Source organism: Aromatoleum aromaticum EbN1, from assembly GCF_000025965.1.
Taxonomy (GTDB): Bacteria; Pseudomonadota; Gammaproteobacteria; order Burkholderiales; family Rhodocyclaceae; genus Aromatoleum; species Aromatoleum aromaticum.
This window is the reverse complement of the sequence record NC_006513.1, coordinates 1,572,247-1,594,064: the sequence shown is the minus strand read 5'-3', so window position 1 is coordinate 1,594,064 and position 21,818 is coordinate 1,572,247. Positions and strand designations below refer to the sequence as shown.

The 21,818-nt window shown below is 65.6% G+C and carries 19 protein-coding genes, 2 tRNA genes and 4 pseudogenes; 9 read left to right on the top strand and 16 right to left on the bottom strand.

What is annotated here, in order from left to right:
• Positions 1-345: 345 nt before the first annotated feature.
• The 3 genes and pseudogenes from istB (EBN1_RS07560) to EBN1_RS07550 form a co-directional block, all read right to left on the bottom strand.
• Entirely contained in the window at positions 346-1,134 is a 789-nt protein-coding gene (istB, locus tag EBN1_RS07560; protein ID WP_011237347.1) for an IS21-like element ISAzo12 family helper ATPase IstB, read from the bottom strand.
• 12 nt (positions 1,135-1,146) lie between these two features.
• Positions 1,147-2,073, bottom strand: a pseudogene (istA, locus tag EBN1_RS07555) (IS21-like element ISAzo12 family transposase); the annotation flags it as partial.
• Between the two features lie 245 nt (positions 2,074-2,318).
• Positions 2,319-2,687 (bottom strand): annotated as a pseudogene (locus EBN1_RS07550) (transposase); the annotation flags it as partial.
• 115 nt (positions 2,688-2,802) lie between these two features.
• On the opposite strand from EBN1_RS07550, the gene EBN1_RS07545 reads away from it, so the two are divergent.
• Positions 2,803-4,146, top strand: coding sequence for an IS4-like element ISAzo5 family transposase (locus EBN1_RS07545; RefSeq protein ID WP_083782911.1), 1,344 nt, complete (start codon positions 2,803-2,805; stop codon positions 4,144-4,146).
• A 19-nt stretch (positions 4,147-4,165) separates the two neighbouring features.
• Here the strand turns inward: EBN1_RS07545 and EBN1_RS07540 are convergent.
• Positions 4,166-4,941: pseudogene (locus tag EBN1_RS07540) on the bottom strand (IS3-like element ISAzo18 family transposase); the annotation flags it as partial.
• 90 nt (positions 4,942-5,031) lie between these two features.
• A pseudogene (locus EBN1_RS07535) lies at positions 5,032-5,628 on the bottom strand (transposase); the annotation flags it as partial.
• 305 nt (positions 5,629-5,933) lie between these two features.
• Here EBN1_RS07535 and EBN1_RS07530 point away from each other — a divergent pair.
• From EBN1_RS07530 to EBN1_RS07510, 4 genes are all read left to right on the top strand, one after another.
• The gene (locus EBN1_RS07530) at positions 5,934-6,224 is read left to right on the top strand and encodes a hypothetical protein (RefSeq protein ID WP_041645985.1); all 291 of its coding nucleotides are present in this window, start codon (positions 5,934-5,936) and stop codon (positions 6,222-6,224) included.
• A gap of 244 nt (positions 6,225-6,468) precedes the next feature.
• Positions 6,469-8,028, top strand: a complete 1,560-nt coding sequence (gene istA / locus EBN1_RS07525; RefSeq protein ID WP_011237341.1) for an IS21-like element ISAzo4 family transposase — start codon at positions 6,469-6,471, stop codon at positions 8,026-8,028.
• 22 nt (positions 8,029-8,050) lie between these two features.
• Complete coding sequence (istB, locus tag EBN1_RS07520; RefSeq protein ID WP_011236010.1) at positions 8,051-8,785, top strand: IS21-like element ISAzo4 family helper ATPase IstB; 735 nt, start codon at positions 8,051-8,053, stop codon at positions 8,783-8,785.
• Positions 8,786-8,998: 213 nt separating this feature from the next.
• Positions 8,999-10,051 (top strand): DUF7146 domain-containing protein, encoded by a 1,053-nt coding sequence (locus EBN1_RS07510; protein WP_011237340.1) that lies wholly within the window; start codon positions 8,999-9,001, stop codon positions 10,049-10,051.
• A 619-nt stretch (positions 10,052-10,670) separates the two neighbouring features.
• On the opposite strand, the gene EBN1_RS07505 is transcribed toward EBN1_RS07510, so the two are convergent.
• The 11 genes from EBN1_RS07505 to ybgC all read right to left on the bottom strand — a co-directional run bounded on the left by EBN1_RS07505 (position 10,671) and on the right by ybgC (position 17,525).
• Positions 10,671-10,746 (bottom strand) — tRNA-Lys (locus tag EBN1_RS07505).
• Positions 10,747-10,760: 14 nt separating this feature from the next.
• Positions 10,761-10,836: transfer RNA gene (locus tag EBN1_RS07500), tRNA-Lys, on the bottom strand.
• 108 nt (positions 10,837-10,944) lie between these two features.
• On the bottom strand, positions 10,945-11,625 hold the full coding sequence (gene queC / locus EBN1_RS07495) for a 7-cyano-7-deazaguanine synthase QueC (RefSeq protein ID WP_011237338.1): 681 nt from the start codon (positions 11,623-11,625) through the stop codon (positions 10,945-10,947).
• Positions 11,626-11,725: 100 nt separating this feature from the next.
• Positions 11,726-12,391, bottom strand: a complete 666-nt coding sequence (gene queE / locus EBN1_RS07490; protein ID WP_011237337.1) for a 7-carboxy-7-deazaguanine synthase QueE — start codon at positions 12,389-12,391, stop codon at positions 11,726-11,728.
• A gap of 11 nt (positions 12,392-12,402) precedes the next feature.
• Entirely contained in the window at positions 12,403-13,143 is a 741-nt protein-coding gene (ybgF, locus tag EBN1_RS07485) for a tol-pal system protein YbgF (protein ID WP_011237336.1), read from the bottom strand.
• Entirely contained in the window at positions 13,143-13,670 is a 528-nt protein-coding gene (gene pal, locus EBN1_RS07480) for a peptidoglycan-associated lipoprotein Pal (RefSeq protein WP_011237335.1), read from the bottom strand. The genes ybgF and pal overlap by 1 nt, the downstream gene beginning before the upstream one ends.
• A gap of 36 nt (positions 13,671-13,706) precedes the next feature.
• Entirely contained in the window at positions 13,707-14,987 is a 1,281-nt protein-coding gene (tolB, locus tag EBN1_RS07475) for a Tol-Pal system beta propeller repeat protein TolB (protein WP_011237334.1), read from the bottom strand.
• 78 nt (positions 14,988-15,065) lie between these two features.
• Positions 15,066-15,980 carry an energy transducer TonB gene (locus EBN1_RS07470; protein ID WP_011237333.1) on the bottom strand — a complete coding sequence of 305 codons (915 nt, stop codon included), beginning with the start codon at positions 15,978-15,980 and terminating at the stop codon, positions 15,066-15,068.
• Positions 15,977-16,390: a protein TolR gene (gene tolR / locus EBN1_RS07465; protein WP_011237332.1), complete on the bottom strand. Its 414-nt coding sequence runs from the start codon at positions 16,388-16,390 to the stop codon at positions 15,977-15,979. The genes EBN1_RS07470 and tolR overlap by 4 nt, the downstream gene beginning before the upstream one ends.
• 17 nt (positions 16,391-16,407) lie before the next feature.
• A complete protein-coding gene (tolQ, locus tag EBN1_RS07460; RefSeq protein ID WP_011237331.1) occupies positions 16,408-17,082 on the bottom strand; it encodes a protein TolQ in 675 nt (224 codons plus the stop codon).
• Positions 17,079-17,525 carry a tol-pal system-associated acyl-CoA thioesterase gene (gene ybgC / locus EBN1_RS07455; RefSeq protein ID WP_011237330.1) on the bottom strand — a complete coding sequence of 149 codons (447 nt, stop codon included), beginning with the start codon at positions 17,523-17,525 and terminating at the stop codon, positions 17,079-17,081. The genes tolQ and ybgC overlap by 4 nt, the downstream gene beginning before the upstream one ends.
• Before the next feature lie 212 nt (positions 17,526-17,737).
• Here ybgC and EBN1_RS07450 point away from each other — a divergent pair, with 212 nt between their 5' ends.
• The 4 genes from EBN1_RS07450 (at position 17,738) to EBN1_RS07435 (ending at position 21,815) form a co-directional block, all read left to right on the top strand.
• Positions 17,738-18,901 carry an STAS domain-containing protein gene (locus EBN1_RS07450; protein ID WP_041645982.1) on the top strand — a complete coding sequence of 388 codons (1,164 nt, stop codon included), beginning with the start codon at positions 17,738-17,740 and terminating at the stop codon, positions 18,899-18,901.
• 36 nt (positions 18,902-18,937) lie between these two features.
• The gene (gene hslV, locus EBN1_RS07445; protein ID WP_011237328.1) at positions 18,938-19,477 is read left to right on the top strand and encodes an ATP-dependent protease subunit HslV; all 540 of its coding nucleotides are present in this window, start codon (positions 18,938-18,940) and stop codon (positions 19,475-19,477) included.
• Positions 19,474-20,802 carry an ATP-dependent protease ATPase subunit HslU gene (gene hslU / locus EBN1_RS07440; RefSeq protein ID WP_011237327.1) on the top strand — a complete coding sequence of 443 codons (1,329 nt, stop codon included), beginning with the start codon at positions 19,474-19,476 and terminating at the stop codon, positions 20,800-20,802. Before hslV ends, hslU begins: the two co-directional genes overlap by 4 nt.
• 137 nt (positions 20,803-20,939) lie before the next feature.
• Positions 20,940-21,815, top strand: coding sequence for an AEC family transporter (locus EBN1_RS07435; RefSeq protein ID WP_011237326.1), 876 nt, complete (start codon positions 20,940-20,942; stop codon positions 21,813-21,815).
• Positions 21,816-21,818 lie beyond the last annotated feature (3 nt).

The following is a 21,818-nucleotide window of genomic DNA, read 5'->3' as shown; positions in this document are numbered from 1 at the left end:
ATTGGACCGAAATATGCGTTATGGAAGGCTCAGAAAGGGGCGGACGGACCCGGCGGACGCCGGCGAAAGCGGGACGATGCGGGGCCGGCTTTTCGCCTGGAACGGGGTCACGGGGACCGTGGAATAAATGGGCCGGTTTCATCGGCCCGTTTATGCCGCGAAAGCCCCTTGACGCCGTGGAGGGTGGCCAATGCTCCGGGGAGGTGCCGGGGATGTTTTTCATCCCCGGCGGCTGCCCCGCGGCGAGCGCGGGGTGTGGGGCGGAGCCCCAGGGGGTTGAGGCCGCGGGATCGCCGCTGAAGGGGTTTGCAGCGCCGAGGACGGCGCTGCAAACGGCTGGCGTCCTCAGCGCGCCTTGGCCGCCGCCGGCGAGCGCGCGGGCGCCCTGGTCGAGTCCGGCGATGGCTTCGGCGCGCGGTAGCTCTCACCGTCGAGGACGACGCGGTAGGCGCCATGCCGCAGCCGATCGAGGGTGGCGGCGCCGAGCATGCGGTTGGCCGGGAAGGCATCGCCCCATTCGTCATAGTCCAGGTTGCTCGTCACGATCGTTGATGCGCGCTCGTAGCGCTCGGCGACGAGGTCGTGGAAATCTTCGTCGTGCGGTGGACGAAGGGGTTTCAGACCAAAATCGTCGATCACCAGGAGTGGCACACGAGCCAATTGCTGGAAGCGCCGCTCGAAGCTGCCGATGGCGCGCGCGGCGTGCAGCGAGCCGACGAGTTGCGTCTGCATCGTGAACACGACGTCATGCCCCTGGCGCACGGCGCAATGGCCGAGCGCCTGCGCCAGATGGCTCTTGCCCGTGCCGCACGGGCCGGCGATCAGGATGGCCACCTTCTCGCTCAGGTAGCGGCCGGTCGCCAGATCCTGGATCAGGCTGCGATTGAGGTTCGGCAGGCGGTCGAAGTCGAACGCCTCGATCGTCTTCTCGCCGCGGAAATTGGCGCGCCGCAGGCGCATCGCCACCTTCTTCTGGTCGCGCCGGGCGACCTCGTCGCCGATCAGGATGGAGAGGAATTCGGTGTAGGCGAGTTTGCCCTCGATCGCCTGGCGGTTCCGCAGATCGAGCGAATCGAGGATGCCGGACAGGCGCAGTTGCTTGAGGAACGCAGTGAGTTCGGGAATCGGATTCATGATGATGCGCCTTTAGTGGGTCAGCAGGGATTTGGTATCGCGGCAGAAGCGCCCGCCGCGGGTATAGGTCTCGGCCAGCGCATCGAACGAGCTCTGCGCCGCCTGTTGGTCGAGCCCCTTGGCAAGGATCGTCTTGACCGTGCGGTAGCGCGGGCTGCCGAAGGACAGCGCCCGGACACAGGCGGCCTCCAGGCGCGCGCTGCCGTAGGTCTTGGCCAGGCGGACGATGCCCTGGGCGGCCCGCAGGTTGTCGAGGACGCGGTCGGCGAAGAGCGCCTCGATCAGCGCCGCGCAGGCCGAACCGATCCGGGTCGCGGCCTCGAGGCACCACTGCGGATCGCGCAGCTGATAGGCCTGCGCCTCGAGCGGCTGATGGTCGCGCACCGTCGAGCGGCGCCCCGGATCCTTGAGCCGCGGATGACTGGCGATGAGCTGGTGCTCGTGGAACACCTGTACCGAGGTGTGCGTCGCCCGTAGCCACAGTTCCTGCCCGACGAGGCGGAACGGCACCGAGTAGAGGCAGAGTCCGAATTTGACGTGCGTATCGGGATGGACCGTCACCTTCACCCAAGTGGCCAGGACCGGCGGCACCGTCGGCAGCGGCAGCAGGAGCGCCTTCTCGACCGAGGCAAAGCGCGTCAGCGGCTTCTCGCGCGTCGTCCCGTGGCAGCGGTTGCCGGCCTCGCCCATGACCCAGTCGGCCACCTGCCGGTTGGCGTCGGCGAGGCTCCTGAACTCGCGCAGCGGCAAAAAGTTGCGTTTGACATATTTTACTCCCGACTCGACGATCCCTTTTTTACGGGGATCGGCCGGCGGACACGGGGAGATCCTGAAACCGAATCCTTCGGCACACTCGGCGTAGGCGCGCTGCACCTGCGGGTCGCGGGTGCAGGCGCGGGTGATCGCGCACTTGGGGTTGTCGATGATGACCCGGGCGACAGAGGTGGCCCCGATTGTCTGGACAGGGAATCCGGTTCGATAAGTGGAGCCTTGCCGGTTAGGGCCGGGGGCCCGAGGTCTGGGTTGGTTTTGACTTTCTCATATTTTATAAAAATCGGTTCGAGCTCGGTGGAGCTTGTGGGCGAAGGGCTGCGCGGTGGGAAAGTCGTCAGACTTTTCCACGGCAAGCGGCCCGGTGCGCGAAGCGCATCGTCCATAAATCCACGGAGCCAGCCTTTGTGCCGTCATGCCGCCAGCGGCGTCTCATCGCGGAGCGCGCCGAAGTACGCCTGGTCGGGGGTGCGCCCGTCGTGAGCGCGGTGCGGCCGGCGTTCGTTGTAGAAGCGCAGGTAGGCGCCCAGGTGGGCCTTGGCCTCGGCGACGCTGTCATAGGCCTTGAGGTACACCTCTTCGTATTTCACGCTCTTCCACAGCCGCTCGACGAAGACGTTGTCGCGCCAGCAGCCCTTGCCGTCCATGCTGATCTGGATGCCGTTGTCTTTGAGCAGGTCGGTGAAATCGGTGCTGGTGAACTGGCATCCCTGATCGGTGTTGAAGATCTCCGGGCGGCCGTAGCGATGCAGCGCTTCGCGCACCGCATCGAGGCAGAAGTCATCTCGTTATACACAACTCCGCACCGCCGGCACGCCGATCTGAATAATCGTTGACCTTCAATGACTTACACGAAGTGCTTGTAAACCCATATAAAAACGCGTCTACTTTTGCAATTTGGGTGACCTGTTGGCGACGAAGAGCTGGGTGGTGGAGGAGTTTGCGGGGATGGCGCTGGGCGACGAGAGACTGAACAAGCGGGCGAAGGTGCTGATGGAGCGGTTGTCGGCGAAGCCGACGGCGGGCATTCCGATGGCGTGCCGGGGCTGGGGCGAGACGGTTGGCGCGTACCGCTTCCTGGGCAACGACGAGGTCGACTGGCAGGCGATCCTGGCGCCGCATTGGGAGCGCACCCGCAGCCGCATGCGTGCCCATCCGGTGGTGTTGTGCCTGCAGGACACGACCGAGCTGGACTTCAACGGGCAGGGCATCGCGGGTCTGGGGCGGCTGAACTACGAGGCGCGCCGCGGCATGTACCTGCACCCGACCTATGCGGTGACGCCCGAGCGCGAACCGCTGGGCGTGCTCGATGCGTGGATGTGGGCGCGCGAGGATGTCGATGAACCAGGCGAGCGCACCAGCATCAAGGAGAGCGCGCGCTGGCCCGAAGGCTACGAGCGGGTCGCGGAGTTGGCCACGGGGATGGCGACCACCCGCCTGGTGTATGTAGCCGACCGCGAAGCGGATCTGATGGAAATGATGCTGCGCGCCCAGACGCTGGGCACGCCGGCCGACTGGCTGGTGCGGGCCAAGCACAACCGTTGCTTGCCAGAGGGCGCGAAGCTGTGGTCGCACACCTGCGCAGGCGAGCCGCTGGGCGAGATCGTGTTCACGATGGGCTCGCGCCACGGCCAGAAGGCGCGCGAGGTGCGCCAGCAACTGTGGGCCCGACGGGTCAGCCTGCCTGCGGGCAAGGCGGGCACGGTATCGGCCACCTGCATCGTGGCGCGCGAGATCGGCGCGCCGGCCGGCACCAAGCCCGTGGAGTGGCGCCTGCTCACCAACCGGGAAGCTGCGACGGCTGCCGACGTGGTCGAGCTGATCGACTGGTATCGGGCGCGCTGGGAGATCGAGACTTTCTTTCACGTGCTCAAGAACGGCTGTCGGATCGAAGCGCTGCAACTGTCCGCCATCGAGCGCCTGGAGCGCGCGCTGGCGTTGTTCATGGTCGTCGCCTGGCGCATCGCGCATCTGATGCGCACCGGCCGAACCTGCCCCGAGCTGGATGCCACGCTCTTCTTCGACCCCGACGAGATCCGCGGCGCGTATCTGCTCACGAAGAAGAAACCGCCCGCCACCCCGCCCACCATCAACGAAGTGCTGCGCCTGATCGCCACCCTCGGCGGCTTCCTGGCGCGCAAGGGCGACGGCGAGCCGGGTGTGAAGACCATCTGGCTGGGCTTGCAGCGCGTCATGGATGCCGCCGCCACCATACAGGCGCTACGCGATGAGGCGGCCTGAGTTGTGTATAACGACATGGGCAGAAGTCGGTGGTCAGCGTGTTCGACAGCCGCCACGCCAGCACTCGGCGCGAGGACCAATCGATGATGGCGAACAGATACACGAAACCCTTGCGCATCGGGATGTAGGTGATGTCGGCGGCCCACGCCTGGTTGGGGCGTTCGATCTTCAGATCCCGCAGCAGGTACGGATAGATCTCGTCACCGCGGCGGCGCCGGGACGTGTTGGGCTTGCGATAGAGCGCCTCGATGCCCATGCGGCGCATCAGCGTGCCGACGTGCTTGCGCCCGATCGCATGCCCCTCGGCGCGCAGCAAATCCCGCAGCATCCGCGCTCCGGCAAACGGGTGCTCGAGATGCAGTTCGTCCATCCGGCGCATCAGCGCCAGATCGTGCGCCGACACTTCTCGCGGCGTGTAGTACATCGACGAGCGCGCCAGACGCAGAATCCGGCATTGCTGCGTCAGCGGCAGTTCATGGGTGCGGTCGATCATTTTCTTGCGCTCAGCAGGCCCGCCTTGGTGAGCGCGCTTTCTAAAAAATCATTCTCCAGCGTCAGCTGCCCGATCTTGGCGTGCAGCTTCGTCAGATCCGGTGCGGCGGTCGCGGTCGCCGAGGCGTCACCGAACACGTGCGCGGCGCGCTCCATCAACTGGCTCTTCCAGTCGGCGATCTGGTTCGGATGGACGTCGAACTGCTGCGCCAGCTCGGCCAGCGTCTTGTCTCCTTTGAGCGCGGCCACCGCCACTTGCGCCTTGAACGCCGGCGAGTGGTTTCGCCGTTTCCTTCTCGTCATGCTCTTGCTCCATTTCAGGGCCGCTCACGCGGCCATCGCTGGGGCAAGGCTACCACCTATCCGGCTGTCCGAATTTCCGGGGCCCGCTCTGACGACGCCGTTGAACCACTGGAACGCATTGCGGTGGCAGGCCAGCCAGGTCTCGACCGTCTGGTCGCGGACGAACTCGACGTACTGGTGGCGACTCCAGGCAAGTGTCATGACGAAGAACCAGGTCTTGAAGCTGGCCCCAGTCATCACGTCGGTCATCACCGGGCCGGCGCCGAAATCGACCTGGCCGGCCTCACCCGCTTCGAAATCGAGGCGACAAGTCGAGGCCGGCGGCGTGCTCGCGTCGATCGACTGAAGCAGGCGGCGGACCGAGGAGTAGCTCCCCGCGTAACCGTGGTTCCTGACCAATGCGGCATGAATCGCAGTGCCGGCAACGCCAGCCTCGACCCATGCGGTGATCCGCTCGCGGTGATCGACCAGACTCGATACGCAGCTCGCCGGTAGCGGCCGTTCCTGGAACACCGCCGCCAGCTCGGCGTCCTCGGGGAGCGGACGCTCCGCCGCCAGCCAGTCGTGATCCTGCGCGGTCTTGCGTAGTCGTGAGAGCTTCTTGCGCCCCATCAGCCCCGAGCGCTCGATGTCGCGGTCGGCGTCTCCCTGGCGCATGCGCACCAGGACCTGTCGGTATTGATACATCTCGAACCTCCGTTTGCTCATGGACTCTTCCGGCCGAAAAAACTCGGCAGGTTAAGCCCGGTGGGTGGACGTTCGAAACGCTGACTTCTTCCTCTCGGCGCCGCCTCCTGGCGCCTTTACGGCGATCTTGCGGTGGCGCCTATACGGCGATCACCGGCTGGCGCCTTTACGCCGATCCGGCACTGGCGCCATAACGCCGATCACCACGTGGCGCCTTTACGCCGATCCCGCTTTGGCGCCATTACGGCGATCGGTGACAGCATGCCTGCCCGTCGTGCGGATTCGCGCCGCAGCGACAGAGCGACGTGGAAGTCGCAGACGGCGAACTCGTGAAGATCGATCGCAAGGTCAAGAAGCCGGCGACCCCGGACCGCAAGCAGCACGTCTATTCGCAACTGCTGCACATCTGCCGCAAGAAAGGGCACAAGCCCGGATGGACTGCGAACCAGTACAAGAAAATGTTCGGCGTGTGGCCGCGCGGACTGCGGGACGTGACCGCAACCCCGACCCCGGAAATCGAAGGCTGGCTGAAGTCGCAGCGCATCGCCTACCTCAAGGGCCGCGAGAAGGCGCAGGAGGGCCGCAGCCATGTCTGAGAGACTGGACTGCGGATTCCGACCCAACGTGACCGCTGACTCCGAAATAGTGTGACCGGTGAATCCGCGGTCGTGACCGCGGATTCCGATTTGATCGTGACCGATTTCGGCGAGTTGTCGGAATGGGCGGTCACGATGTCGGAATCAATGGTCACGATCAAATCGGAACGGGTTTGTGAGGCCAAGCGTGGCAACGTCGTTTGTCAGGCCGGCTACCCTCGCGCGCTTTGCGCGGAGACCGAGGATGCCGGCGGAGCGGATTGCCATGCACAAGATCAGGGAGCTGTTACGGCTCAAATACGACTGCGCGCTGTCGCATGAGCGCATTGCCCGCGCGCTGTCGATTTCCAAAGGCGTGGTCGCCAAGTATGTGAAGGCGGCCGAGGAGTGCGGCCGGCCGTGGGCCGAGTTGTCGGCGGCCGACGAGGCCGAGTTGCGCCGGGTGCTGGGGGTCGCCCGGCGTGGACGTGGCGCGAGCGTCGCGAATGTGCCGCCGGATCTGGCGGCGGTGCATCAGGGGCTCAAGCGAAAGAACGTCACGCTGGCGCTGCTGTGGGAAGAGTACGTGCAGACGGCCGACGGGCCGAGCTATCAGTACTCGCGCTTTTGCGACCTGTACCGCGCGTTCGCCCGCACGCTCAAGCGCTCGATGCGCCAGGTGCACCGCGCCGGCGAGAAACTCTTCATCGATTACGCGGGCGACACGGTGCCGATCGTCGACGCCGACACGGGCGAGATTTCGCGCGCGCAGATCTTCGTCGCGGTGCTCGGCGCCTCGAGCTATACGTTCGCCTGCGCCACGGCGACGCAGTCGCAGGCCGACTGGCTGGGCTCGCTCGCCCGGGCGCTGGCCTTCATCGGCGGCGTGCCCGAGCTCGTGGTGCCCGACAATACGCGCTCGCTCGTCGGGCAGGCCGACCGCTACGAGCCGCAACTGCAGCGCACCACCGCCGAGTTCGCCGCGCACTACGGCGTGGCGATCCTGCCCGCGCGCCCCTACAAGCCGCAGGACAAGTCCAAGGTCGAAGTCGGCGTACAGATCGTGCAGCGCTGGATTCTGGCGCGGTTGCGGCATCAGCGTTTCTTCTCGCTGGGGGAGTTGAACGAGGCGATCGCCGCGTTACTCGAGCCGCTGAACACGCGTGCCTTCCGGCGCCTGCCAGGCTCGCGCCACGAAGCGTTCGAGACGCTCGATCGGCCGGCGCTGCGCCCGTTGCCCGCCACCGCGTTCCAGTTCGCCCAATGGAAACGGGCCAAGCCCAACATCGACTACCACGTCGAGTTCGACGGGCATTACTACAGCGTGCCGTATGCGCTCGCCGGCCAACCGGTGGAGTTACGCATCACCGCGAGCAGCATCGAATGCTTTGCCGCAGGCCGTCGCGTTGCGGTGCATGCGAGAAGCCACCGGCACGGGGCTTTCACCACGCTCACCGAGCACATGCCCGCATCGCATCAGGCGCACCGTCAGTGGTCCCCGGGCAAACTCATCGCCTGGGGCGCCACGGTCGGGCCTCACACCGAGCAGGTGGTCAGCCACCAACTCGAACGCATGCCGCACCCCGAGCAGGGCTACCGGGCGTGCCTCGGGCTGATGCGCCTCGGTCGTCAATACGGCAACGAACGCCTCGAAGCCGCGGCGACCCGCGCCGTCACCCTCGGGGCGATGCGTTACCGCAACGTCGCCTCGATCCTCAAGAGCGGGCTCGACCGCGCGCCGCTCCCCGCATCCACTGCGCAGCAAAGCGAGCTCGCGCTACCGGCCGCTCACGAGAACCTGCGCGGTGCGCGCTACTACCACTGATTCCACCCACCGGAGAACATCGATGCTGATGCAACACAGCCTGCAACAACTGCGCACCCTGCGCCTGGAAGGCATGGCCCGCGCCTTCGAGGAGCAGCTCACCCAGCCCGCCATCACCGCGCTCAGCTTCGAGGAGCGTTTCGCCCAGCTCATCGATCGCGAGATCCTGCTGCGCGACGGCAAACGCATCGATCGGCTGCTCAAGGCCGCCCGCATCAAAGCCGCTGCCGCCTGCCTGGAGGACGTCGACTACCGCGCCGGGCGCGGCCTCGAGCGCAGTCAGATCGCCGCGCTCGGAACCGGCCAGTGGATTCGCCACCACCAGAACTGCCTCATCACGGGCCCCACCGGCAGCGGCAAGACGTGGCTCGCCTGCGCGCTCGCCAACGCGGCGTGCCGGCAGGGCCTCGCGGCCTACTACGTGCGTCTGCCGCGGCTCTTCGAAGAGCTGCGCATCGCGCATGCCGATGGCAGCTTCAGCCGACGCCTGATGCAGCTCGCGCGCATGGATCTCATCGTCATCGACGATTGGGGCCTGGCCGCGCCGTCGGCGCAGGAGCGAAGCGACCTGCTGGAGCTGCTCGACGACCGCGTCGGCACGCGTTCGACCGTGATCACCAGCCAGCTGCCGATCGAGCACTGGCACACCTACCTGGGCGACCCGACCTTCGCCGATGCGATCCTCGATCGCGTCGTGCACGCCGCGCACAAGCTCGCCCTCAAGGGCGAGTCGATGAGAAGAAAGGAAAAGGCATGAGGCCGTGCGCGCGAGACGCCTTACCCACAGGCGCCCGCCCGCCAGCGTATGAGGCGCGCTGGCGGCCGCCTGTGGATAAGCCTGCGCCGTGCCCCGAATTGACCGTGATCGTGACCGACACGGTTAGAATCTGAACACCACGCTTCGCGCGCAGACCCCCCGGTCACGTTCGTCGGTGCAGGCGGTCACGTTCGTCGGAATGCGCAACTGGACGTGCGCCAGATCGCAAAAGGCCGGTGGCGCGGCATCCTGCTGGCGCTGGGGTTGGACGAGCGCACTCTGAGCGGCAAGCACTGCGCCTGCCCCTTGTGCGGAGGCAAGGATCGCTTCCGCTTCGATGACAAGGATGGGCGCGGGACTTACTTCTGCTCAGGCTGCCGGCCCGGTGATGGCGTCCATCTTGCGATGGGCATCACCGACCTGTCCTTCGTGGAAACCGCGCGGCGCATCGAGCAGCTTGCCGGCGTGGTGCAGCCCGTCACCCGCACCCCCGAGCGCAGCGACGACGACAAGCTCGACGCCCTACGCCGGGCGTTCCGCGAGTCGAAGCCCATCGAACGAGGCGATGAAGCGCATCGCTACTTGGCTGGGAGGGGGTTGGCGCTGTACGACCTGCCCGAGTCCATCCGCCTGCATCCCGGCATGCAATATCGGGACGACGAAACGAGCGGCATGTTCCCGGCGATGGTGTCGCTCGTGACCGGGCCGGACGGGAAAGCCGTGTCGATCCATCGAACATACCTTCGGGACGCACGGAAAGCGCCCGTGGCGGCTCCGAAGAAGCTGATGCAGGGGTTACCCCTTGCCGGCGCTGCGATCCGCCTGACGCCCGTTTCCGAAGTGCTGGGCATTGCCGAAGGCATCGAGACTGCGCTGGCCGCATCCGAGCTGTTCGAGGTGCCCACATGGTCCTGCATCAGCACTGCCGGCATCGAGAGCTTCGAGCCGCCGGAAGGTGTCCGGGAAATCGTCATCTTCGCGGACCACGACGCCAACTTCGCCGGCCAGAAAGCCGCCTATGCCGCCGCGCACCGGCTGAAGATCCGTGGCTTCGAGGTGGAGGTGTGCGTTCCGCCGGGCGTAGGCGACTGGCTCGACGAACTGAACCGCCGCGCGCACGCCGAAGCACTCGCACACGAGGAACTGGTCAAAAGCCGCTTGCTGGCCGATTTGGAGCGTCTGAGAGCTGGTGGCGCGAGCCATGCGGAAATGCTTGCGCACTTGGAGCGACAAACACACGAGGCCGGGGGGCATCGGAATCTCTGACTCTTCGGGCCGTAGGACCGGACGGTTCCACAAATTTTCACCGCTCCGAAAAAACGACTGCGCGGAGGCGATTGCGGAGCGGTTGCAGGGGCGGGTAGGCAATCCAGAGCTTCGCGCCAATTCAGGAAATATTTCCTTAATTGAGCAAGGGCAGACCCGCGACATCATCGCCAAGAAGTCCGGCCTTGGCTCCGGCAAGACGTGCTCGACTCCGGGCGCGTGTAATACAACACAGCGTACAGCGTACAGCGTACAGCCCGGCCGGGAGCACGATTCACCCCGACGAGCGCGTTCAGCCCGGCAAAGAGGTCATTTCGCCACGAGAGGCGACAGACAGGCCGGCCAGACCCGCGACATCGCCCTGCGCAAAGCCGGCCCCTGCATCCCCCGGAAAACCGCCCCATTTCGCGGTCATGCGCAGCGATGGAACCGGCCGGTAACGGCCTCTGAACGCGTGGAGTTTGAAGTCGCCCCCTACCCCCGACCCGGCCGCGCGCCGGGTTTTCCGCTTGTGGGACCAGCCCGGCTACACCTGCTGGATTTGGCTACACCGTGGCTACACGGCGACCAGAAAGCAAAAGGCCAGTCCGTGAGAACTGGCCTAAGTGCTTGAATCTGTTGGTGGGGGCAGTAGGATTCGAACCTACGACCTACTGATTAAGAGTCAGCTGCTCTACCAACTGAGCTATACCCCCGGTTCTGTGTTTTTTGGTAGGCCGTGCGGGATTCGAACCTGCGACCAACGGATTAAAAGTCCGCTGCTCTACCAGCTGAGCTAACGACCCAAACCTAGAAGGATTGCGATTCTAGGGAATGCGGCCGGGCGCGTCAAGTCATTGGTGATAAAGCGTGATAAACGCTTTTCTCGATGGCATTTGCGCCGTGCAGGCAGACTACCGGTAGGGAGTCGGATCGGGGATGCCTGCAGCTTCGAATCCGGCTTTGCGCAGGCGGCATGCGTCGCACACGCCGCAGGCGCGCCCGGCCTCATCGGCCTGATAGCATGAGACGGTCTGGGCATAGTCGACGCCGAGCGCCGTTCCCCGCTGGATGATGCCGGCTTTCGACAGCCGGATCAGCGGTGCGTGGATGGTGATGCGCGCGCCCTCGATGCCGGCCTTGGTGGCGAGGTTGGCCATGGCCTCGAAGGCGGCTATGAATTCCGGGCGGCAGTCCGGGTAGCCGGAGTAATCGACGGCATTGACGCCGACGTAGATGTCGTGCGCCCCGAGAACTTCCGCCCATGCGAGGGCGATCGACAGCATCACGGTGTTGCGGGCCGGCACGTAGGTGACGGGGATGCCGCCGACCGCACCTTCGATCGGCACCGGAATCGACGAATCCGTCAGCGCCGAGCCGCCGAATTCGCCGAGGCTGACGTGGGCGAGCCGGTGCTCGCGGGCGTCGAGGCTTTGCGCGACGCGCCGTGCCGCCGCCAGTTCGGCAGTGTGGCGCTGCCCGTAAGCGATCGACAGTGCGTAGCAATCGAAGCCGGCGTTGCGGGCGATCGCGAGGCAGGTTGCGGAGTCCAGGCCGCCGGAGAGCAGCACGATGGCGCGTTTCGGTTCAGTCATGTGAAGGTTCGCATCGAGCGGTTGGGAGGGATGCGGCGTGCCGGATCGTGGATCGCCGCACCGTCGGCAGAGGCGGTGGATCTCTCGGCCGGCATCCGCGCTATCGCCCGCGGGCGTCGTTCCAGAGAATCTTGTGCAGCTGAAGCTGGAAGCGCACGGGGAGGCGGTCGCGCACGATCCATTCGGCGAGCTGCGCGGGGTCGAGTTTTCCCTGTACGGGCGACAGCAGGACCGTGCAGCGCTGCGCCAGCCGATGTTCGGCGAGGCATTGGACGGCCCACTCGTAGTCGAGTCGGTCGGCGAGGACGATCTTCACTTCGTCGCGCTCGTTCAGGCGCGCGAGGTTGTCCCAGCGATTGCGCGCAACCTCGCCGGAGCCGGGTGCTTTCAGGTCCATGACGCGCGACACGCGCGGGTCGACTGCGGCGATGTCGAGTGCGCCGCTCGTTTCGAGCGACACTGAAAGGCCGGCGTCGCACAACGCCGCCAGCAGCGCGAGGCAGCTTTTCTGTGCGAGCGGTTCGCCTCCGGTGACGCAGACGTGTTCGATGCCGTGCCCGAGGACTTCTTCGACGATCGACGCGATGCTGCGGCTCTCGCCGCCCTGGAATGCGTACTCGGTATCGCACCACACGCAGCGCAGCGGACAGCCGGTCAGCCGCACGAAAACGGTGGGCAGGCCGACTCGCGTCGATTCTCCCTGGAGGGACGCGAAGATCTCGGTCAGCCGTACTTTCACGTCGTGGCGGTCGCTTGCCTGCTGCATCGTGGAACCGTTCAGCGCTTTACCCCGAGCCGCTGGCGGGCCGCCTGTGCGGCGGAACTGTCGGGAAAGCGCTCGACGAGTTTTTTCAGTGTTTCCTGCGAAGTCTTCGTGTCGCCCAAGGCTTGCTGGCTGTTTGCCAGGCCGAGCATCGCATCGGGTGCGGCGGCGTCCTGCGGCCAGGTTTTGAGGACGGTGTTGAAATAGGTGCTTGCTGCGGCGACTTCCTTGGCCTGTAGGGCAGCGTTGCCGGCCCAGAAGTGCGCACCGGGCAGGAAGGTGCTTTGCGGGTGCTGCCTGATGAACTGCTCGAATCCGGTCAGCGCGTCCTTGTACCGGCCCTCCTTGAGGAGATTCAGCGCGGCCTCGTACTGGGCCGACTCGGCCGCAGGATCAGGCGGCGGGGCGTTCGGCGCCAAGGCGGCGGACGCGGTGCGGCCGCTTTCGATCTGGCGCACGCGAGCGTCGAGGTCGACATAGAAATCGCGCTGGCGCTGCTTGAGTGATTCGACTTCGTGCAGCAGGACTTCGAGTTGCCCGTGCAACCGGGAAATCTCGGCCTTCAGCAGCTCGTTCTGGCTCGCCAGTTCGAGCTGCCCGCGGCTGCTCGCCTCCAACCGCTCGAGGCGGCCGTTCAATTCCATCCGCATGTCGGAGATCGCACGCCGCGCCTCGTCGTCGGTGAAAAGACCCGCCTGCGCGGGCCCCATCGACGACAATGCGACAAGCATTGCCAGCGGCAGGAGGCGTTTCATCAGAACTCGCCCGAATACAGCATGTCACCACGGCGGTTTTGCGCGAAGCACGATTCGCTGCTTTCGCCGCAACGCGGTTTTTCTTCGCCGAGGCTGACCGATTCGATCTGCGATTCCTTCGCGCCCAGCAGCGTCAGCGCCTGGCGCACCGCGTCGGCCCGCTTCTGGCCCAGCGCGAGGTTGTATTCACGGCTGCCGAGTTCGTCGGTGTTGCCCTGGATCAACATCTTCATCTGCGGGTTCTGCACGAGGAAACGTGCATGAGCCTCGACCAGCGGACGGGCTTCGGGCTTGATGACGAACTGGTCGAAGTCGAAGAACACGCTACGCTTCGACAGGATGTTGTTCGGGTCGGTCAGGGCGGCGATGCCCGAACCTGCCATGCTCGGTGCGGTTACGGTGGCCACGCCAGGGGCGCCTGTCGAGCGGTCTTCGACAGCGGTGCCGCCTGCCTGGTCGAAAGTCCCGGTGCTGCTGCAAGCGGCCAGCAATGTGACGAGCAGTGCGGGCAGAACGAATTTCTTCATGAATTTTCCTTGTAATGAGACGAACAGCAGTGGTTGTTACCTAGTGAGCGGTCCCCATGAGGGTTCGCGCACATCGGCCGCCTGCACCGAAAGACGCTGTTTCACCCGGCCGTCGGACGACACTGCCGCGAGGACTCCGCGTCCGCCACTTTCGGTGGCGTACAGGATCATGCGGCCGTTGGGAGCGAAGCTGGGTGACTCGTCGCGTGACGAGTCGGTGAGGATCGTGGTCTGACGGGTCGCGAGGTCCATCACCGCGACCTGGAAGCGTCCGTTGTTGCGAGTGATGAAGGCGAGGCTGCGGCCGTCCGGGGACAGGCGCGGCGTCACGTTGTAATTGCCTTCGAAAGTCACCCGCTGGGCACTGCCGCCCGATGCCGGAATCCGGTAGATCTGCGCGCTGCCGCCGCGATCGGAGCTGAAATAGATCCATTCTCCGTCGGGCGACCAGGCCGGTTCGGTGTCGATTCCCGGCGAGGTCGCCATCCGGCGCAGGCCGGAGCCGTCCGCGTTGAGGACGTATAGCTGGGACTGGCCGTCCTTCGTCAGCACGACCGCGAGCCGCTGACCGTCCGGGGCCCACGTCGGCGCCGAGTTCGAGCCCTTGAAATTCGCGACGACATGGCGCTGGCCCGTTGCCAGCGTATGCACATACACGACGGGCTTCTTGGCCTCGAACGACACGTAGGCAAGGCGCTGGCCGTCCGGCGCCCAGGCCGGCGAGATAATCGGTTCGCGCGACGCGAGCGCAGTCTGCGCGTTCATTCCGTCGGCGTCGGCGATCTGCAGTTCGTAGCGCGGACCGCTCTTCACGACGTAGGCGATGCGGGTCGCGAAGTAGCCCGGCTGTCCGGTGAGTTTTTCGTAGACGAAGTCGGCAATGCGATGCGCCGTCGCGCGGTTTTGGGCCGGCGTCATGCGCAGCGACAGTCCGCCGAGTTCGGTCTGCTTCTGGGTGTCGAACAAGCGGAAGCGTACGTCGTAGCGCCCGTCCGCTTGGGGGTAGAGGCTCCCCGCGAGCACCGCATCGGCGCCGCGGGCGCGCACGCCGGCGAGATCCGGCACCGCCGTCGCGGGCAGCGTGACGAGGCCCATGTCGACGAGGCTGAACAGGCCGCTGCGTTCCAGGTCCGCGCGCACCACGTCCGTGATGCCCCGCGGCAGGGATCCTTCGTTCTCGAAAAGCGGAATGGCGACCGGAAACCGCGTCGCGCCCGCGCCCGTGATTTCGATCGAAAGCTGGGCCTGAGCGCCCCACGAGAGGGCGGCGAGGGCGGCGGCGAGCAGCAGGCGGAAACGGGAGAGGAGGATATTCATGGCGTGGCGGTGGCCGTCAATTGGCGATTATAACGAACGAATCGGAACAACAGGCGCAACGAAAATGACAGGCACGCCTTAGTCCTCGTCGAGAGGCTTGAACTTCAGTTCGAGCGTGCGCTCGAAAAGTTCCTTCGCTTGGGGCAGCGGCAGCGGACTCGAGCGGCGGATCGCGCGTTCGATCGCCTCGTCGAGCGCGGGGATGCCGGACGAGCGCTTGAGCCGGATCGCGAGCACTTCTCCGCTCGGCAGCTGGTCCACCTCGAAAACAGCTTCCGGATTGCCGCTCAGGCCGGGCGGGCGCAGCAGATTGCCGCGCACCTTGGTGCGCACGGCATTCTCATAGGCGTCGCCGGCGGCACGGTTACGGGCGGCCGAGGCACGAGCGGCGTCGGCGCGCATCATCCGTTCGAGTTGTGTGCGTTCGGTTTCCTGCGCCAGGCGCTGCGCCATGTAGTCATCTTTCGGCGGCACGACCGGTTGGGGTTTTTTGGGCTCCGGTTTCGCCGGTTCCGGTTTCTTCGGCTCCGGCTTCGGTTCCGGCTTCTTCGGTTCCGGCGGCTTGGGCTCTGGTTTCGGTTCCGGCTTCTTCGGTTCCGGCTTCGGGGGTTCGGGTTTGGGCGGTTCCGGCTTGACCGGTTTCTTCGCCTCGGGCGCCTTCATGGCGATGTCGGGCTTTGCCTGCGCTTTCGGCGGTTCGGGTGGCGGGGCAGGCTTCGGCGGCTCGGGCCTCGGGATCGGCTTTGGTTCCGGTTTGGGTTCGGGCTTCGGTTCGGGTTTGGGCTTCGCCTCCGGTTCCGGCTTTGGCAGCGGGGCGGGACGGGCCGGGACTGCGGCCACCAGGTCGACTTCCAGCGCTGCGGGCGGAGTGCTTTGCCAGCGCACGCCCAGCACGAGAAACGCGATGAGGCCGAGATGGACGGCGATCGTCAGCGCGAGCGATGCCCATTTTCCCGGCTCGTCGCGGGGGGAATTCGGGACTGCGCCGTTCATCGCCCGCTGCTGCCCGCCTGAGTCTGCAGGCCGACTTTCTGTATCCCCGCCTGACGCAGACCGTTGAGCGTATCCATGACTTTCTCGTAGCTGACCTTGCGGTCGGCCGCAATGACCACCGGCTGGAGCGGGTTGCGCTCGATTGCCCGGCGCAGTTCGCGCAGCAGTTCGTTATTGTTCATCGCCTGCTCTGTCGCACCGCCGCTCGCCTTGAGGGCGAGCGAACCGTCGCGCTTGACGACGACGAGCATCGCCTCGAGCGGAGTCTGGGGCACCTGGTCGACGGTCGGCAGGTCGACGCTGCCGGTCTGGATCATCGGCGCGGTGACCATGAATATGACGAGGAGGACCAGCATGACGTCGATGTATGGCACGACGTTGATCTGGTTCATCAGGCGGCGCTGGCGCATCGCAAAGCCTCCGGCGCTCAGCGCAGCTGGCGCTGCAGGATGTTCGAGAACTCTTCCATGAAGCTTTCGAAGCGGATGCCGACCCGGTCGATGTCGTGGGCGAAGCGGTTATACGCGACGACCGCCGGAATCGCGGCGAACAGGCCGATCGCGGTGGCGACGAGGGCCTCGGCGATGCCGGGCGCGACCTGGGCGAGCGTCGCCGAGCTGACGTTGGACAGGCCGCGGAACGCGTTCATGATTCCCCACACCGTGCCGAGCAGGCCGATATACGGCGAGACCGAGCCGACCGAGGCGAGAAACGCGAGGTGGGCTTCGAGGTCGTCCATCTCGCGCTGGTAGGTGGCGCGCATCGCGCGCCGGGCGCCGTCGATCGTCGCCGCGTGGTCGTGGCTTTTCGCGCGCAGCTTGGTGAATTCGCGATAGCCCGATTCGAAGATGCGCTCCATGCCGCCTGTCTGATGACGCGCCGCCGCGGCAGACTGAAACAGCCCGTTGAGGTCGCCGCCGCTCCAGAAGTCGCGCTCGAAGCCGTTGGTCTTGTTGCGCGCCGAGCGGATCTGGAACGACTTGCGGAAAATCCAGTACCAGGAAACGAGGGAGAGGGTGGCGAGCAGCGTCATCACCAGCTGTACGAGGACGCTGGCCTGGCTGACCAGGCTGATGATGGAGAGGTTTTCGGTGAGGGTCATGCTTGAACGAGTCTTTCCAGTCTGGAACGTATTTCGGCAGGGAAGGGGGTGGGGCGTTTCTTGTCGAGATGGACGCAGGCGATCACGAAGCGGCCATCGAACAGCAGTTCAGTGCCGCGCAGCACGCGTTGCGCAAAAACGAGGCTCGCGCCGCCGACCGTGTCGATGTTCGACACGACCTGTAACGCATCATCGAGGAATCCGGGTGACAGATAATCGGCCTTTACCGAGCGCACGACGAAGGCGAGCCGCTGTTCGGCGAGCAGTGCCTGCTGCTCGAAGCCGATTTCCCTGAGCGTTTCGGTGCGGGCGCGCTCGCAAAAGCGCAGGTAGTTGGCGTAATAGACGATGCCAGCGGCGTCGGTGTCTTCGTAATAGACCCTCAGCGGCAGCGAAAAAACGGTCTTTTCCGCTGCGATCGCAGGGTGGCAAGCGGTGTGCATCGCAGCATTCTAGCTGACTCGCAGCGGTGCTGCGAATCCGTTTCCTGCCACATTTTTTCAAAATGCAAGGCGTTGTCGGGAGGCCATGCGAAGGGGCAAGTCGAGCGGATGCGCAGGCGAGTGGCCCAAGATGAGCAATGCCCGTTTCCGAAGTGCTATTCTTTGCCGCTTGGCACGATTCACCTAACCATATTTCCTGGACAGGCTGCGACGTGGTCCTTCCATTTTTCGGCAAGAAGTCCGCCTCCAGCGCCCCGACCAGCAGCGATGCCCCCGCGCACGCGGCCTCGTCCGCCCGGGGCGAGCCTGCCGCAGAATTGTCCACGCTGGATTTCAGCGGCGATGCGAACCACGGGCTCACGCAGTACGCCGGACTCATGGAGGTGACGGAAGTCGGGGCCGGTCTCGGCGCGGCGTACGAGGAGGCGGCGGTGCTCTATGCCAATGGCAGTGTCGACGCCGCCGAAGCGGTGCTCGGCACCGTGCTCGACAGTCCGTCGCATCAGGCTGGCGAAGGGGTATGGATGATGCTCCTCGATCTTTATCGCCTCACTGGCCAGCGCCAGCGCTTCGAGTCGCGGGTGGTCGATTACGCGACCCGTTTCGAGCGTTCCCCGCCTCCCTGGCAGGACCTTTCGAGCGCGCCCGCGCAAGGGCGGCCGAAAGCCGTGCCGTTGCTGAGCCTTTCCGGCACCCTGTCAGGGCAATCGGCGACGCAGTTCGAGCAGATCGGGATCATCGGCAAGAAAAGCGGCGCGATCCGCATCGAATTGAGCCGGCTGCGCTCGGTGGATGAAGTCGGCTGCACGCTGTTCCGCAAGCTGCTGCGCGAACTCGCCGCCGAGCGCGTCAAGGTGTCGCTGCTCAAGTGCGGACAGCTTGTCGACATGCTCGTGGGGCAGGTGCACGTCGGCCGGCCCGAGGGACGGGACGGCTGGCTGTTGCTGCTCGAAATGCTGCAGCACACCGGCGAGCAGGACCGCTTCGAACAGATCGCGGTCGATTACGCGATAACATTCGAGGAATCTCCGCCGTCGTGGGAACCGAAGATGGAGCGCGAGGCGATCTCCACCGCGGCGATCGAAGCGGCCGTCACCGCCGCCGAAGGCTTCAGTCTCGATGGCGAGCTGACGGGCGCGACGACCGAGAGCATTCGCCGGCTTGCCGCTTTCGCCGCCGACCGCCAGCGCTTCGAGGTCGATTGCGCCCAACTGCGCCGGCTCGACTTCGTCAGCGCCGGCACGCTGTTCAACGTCCTCGCACCCTTGCACGCGCAGGGTAAACAGGTGATTTTGAGAAACGTGAACGCCATGGTCGCCGCACTTCTGCGCGTCATGAGCGTCGATCAGGTCGCGCAGGTGATGCTCCGCGCTTGAGGCGGAGGCGTTGCCGCGCTGCGAAGGAAAATATCGATGGAACAGTATCACGGCACCACTATCCTTTCGGTGCGCCGCGGGCGGCGCGTAGCGCTCGGCGGGGACGGGCAGGTCACGCTCGGCAACGTCGTCATCAAGGCGACCGCGCGCAAGGTGCGTCCGATCTACCAGGGCAGGATACTCGCCGGGTTTGCCGGCGGCACGGCCGACGCATTCACGCTGTTCGAGCGCTTCGAGGCGAAGCTCGAGAAGCACCAGGGCAACGTGCTGAGGAGTGCGGTGGAGCTGGCGAAGGACTGGCGCACCGACCGCATGCTGCGCCGGCTCGAGGCGATGCTCGCGGTCGCCGATCCCGACAACTCGCTGGTGATCACCGGCAACGGCGACGTGCTCGAGCCCGAGCAGGGCATCGTCGCGATCGGCAGCGGCGGCGCGTACGCACAGTCCGCGGCCCGCGCCCTGCTCGAGAACACCGCGCTGCCGCCGGAAGAGATCGTGAAGAAGTCGCTGCAGATCGCCGGCGATCTGTGCATCTATACGAACCAGAGCCACGTAATCGAGGTACTCGAGGGATGACCCAGATGACCCCCCCGGAGATCGTCTCCGAACTCGACAAGCACATTGTCGGCCAGGGCAAGGCCAAGAAGGCCGTCGCGATCGCGTTGCGCAACCGCTGGCGCCGCGCGCAGGTCGAGGAGCCGCTCAGGAGCGAGATCACGCCGAAGAACATCCTGATGATCGGACCGACCGGCGTCGGCAAGACCGAGATCGCGCGCCGGCTGGCGCGGCTCGCGAATGCGCCGTTCATCAAGATCGAGGCGACGAAGTTCACCGAAGTCGGGTACGTCGGCCGCGATGTCGACACGATCATCCGCGACCTCGCCGAGATCGCCGTCAAGGACGGACGCGAACGCGCGATGAAGACGGTGCGCGACCGCGCGCTCGACGCCGCCGAGGACCGCGTGCTCGACGCGCTGTTGCCGGCGGCCCGCCCGGTCGGCCTCAACGAGCCGGAACCGGTGGATTCGAGCACGCGGCAGAAATTCCGCAAACGCCTGCGCGAAGGCGAACTCGACGACAAGGAGATCGACATCGAAGTCGCTGCGCAGGCGATGACTGCCGAGATCTTCGCGCCCCCGGGCATGGAAGAACTCACGCAGCAGATTCAGGGAATGTTCCAGAACCTCGGCGGCGGCAAGAAGAAAGTGCGCAAGATGAAGATCGGTGAGGCGCTGAAGGCGCTGACCGACGAGGAGGCGGCGCGGCTCATCAACGACGAGGAAGTCAAGGCCGAGGCCGTCCGCGCGGTGGAGCAGAACGGCATCGTGTTCCTCGACGAGATCGACAAGGTCGCATCGCGCTCGGAAGGACAGGGCGCGGACGTGTCTCGCCAGGGCGTGCAGCGCGACCTGCTGCCGCTCGTCGAAGGCACGACGATCTCGACGAAGTACGGCATGATCAAGACCGACCATATCCTGTTCATCGCCAGCGGCGCGTTCCACCTCGCCAAGCCGAGCGACCTGATCCCCGAATTGCAGGGGCGCCTGCCGATCCGCGTCGAGCTCGAGAGCCTGTCGGTCGAGGACTTCCAGTGCATCCTGACGCAGACAGATGCGTGCCTCGTGCGCCAGTACCAGGCACTGCTCGCGACTGACGGCGTGACGCTGGAGTTCACCGACGACGGCATCCGCCGTCTCGCCGAGATCGCGTACCAGGTCAATGAGAAGACCGAGAACATCGGTGCGCGACGCCTCTATACGGTAATGGAAAAGCTGCTCGAGGAAATCTCGTTCGAGGCTGGCAGGATCGGCCTGGACAAGCTCCTCGTCGATGCTCCGTACGTCGATGCGCGGCTCGAGATTCTCGCGCAGCGCGAGGATCTCGCGCGCTACGTGCTTTAGCGCGGCGCCAGACGGCGGTCGCGCGCCGCCGTTCGTCGTTCGCAGACCGCGCGCCGGAGCTCCTCCGCGCGTGCCGCGGCTCCCCCTCCGCTTGACCGGCCTCCGGCGCCGACGAGCGCGCCGGAATTTCACTCGCCATGCTCGTGCGCATCGTCTCGATCCTTTTTCCGCTGTTCGCGATCACCGCGCTCGGCTATTTCGTCGGCAGGCGGATGAAGCCCGACCTGTCGCACGCGAACAAGCTGAACATGGACGTCTTCATCCCGGCGCTGGTGTTCGCGGCGCTGGCGAACAAGGAGTTCCGCGTCGTCGAGTTCGTGCCGCTCGTCGTCGCGACGCTGGTGATCGTCATCGGCTCGGGCCTGATCGGCTGGGCGCTGGCACGTTCATCGCGGATCGCACCGAAGACTTTCGTGCCGCCGATCATGTTCAACAACTGCGGCAATCTCGGGCTGCCGCTCGCCGTGCTGGCTTTCGGCAAACCGGCGCTGGCGCCCGCAGTGGTGATGTTCATGGTGTCGAACCTGCTGCATTTCTCGTTCGGCGCCTGGTTACTCGATCATCGCATCAAGCTGTGGACGGTGTGGAAAGTGCCGTCGGTGCTGGCGACTTTCGCCGGACTTGCAGTCGGCATCGCCGGCATCGCGGTGTGGCCGCCGCTGATGCTCGCGATCAAGATGCTCGGCGATGTGTCGATTCCGCTGATGTTGTTCGCGCTCGGCGTGCGCCTCACCGATTCGAACATCTCGTCGATCGGGCTGGGATTTTACGGCGCCGCCGCGCGCCCCCTCGTCGGCATGATGCTGGCGTACGCCGTGATGCTGTTCATCGACCTGCCGCCGCAGCAGGAAGCCCTGCTGCTGGTGTTCGGCGCCCTGCCGCCGGCAGTGCTCAACTACATTTTCGCCGAGCGTTATCACCAGGAGCCGCAGGCGGTGGCGTCGATGGTGCTGATCGGCAACGTCGCGGCGGTGGTTTTCCTGCCGATCGCGCTGGCGCTCGTGCTGCCCTGAGCT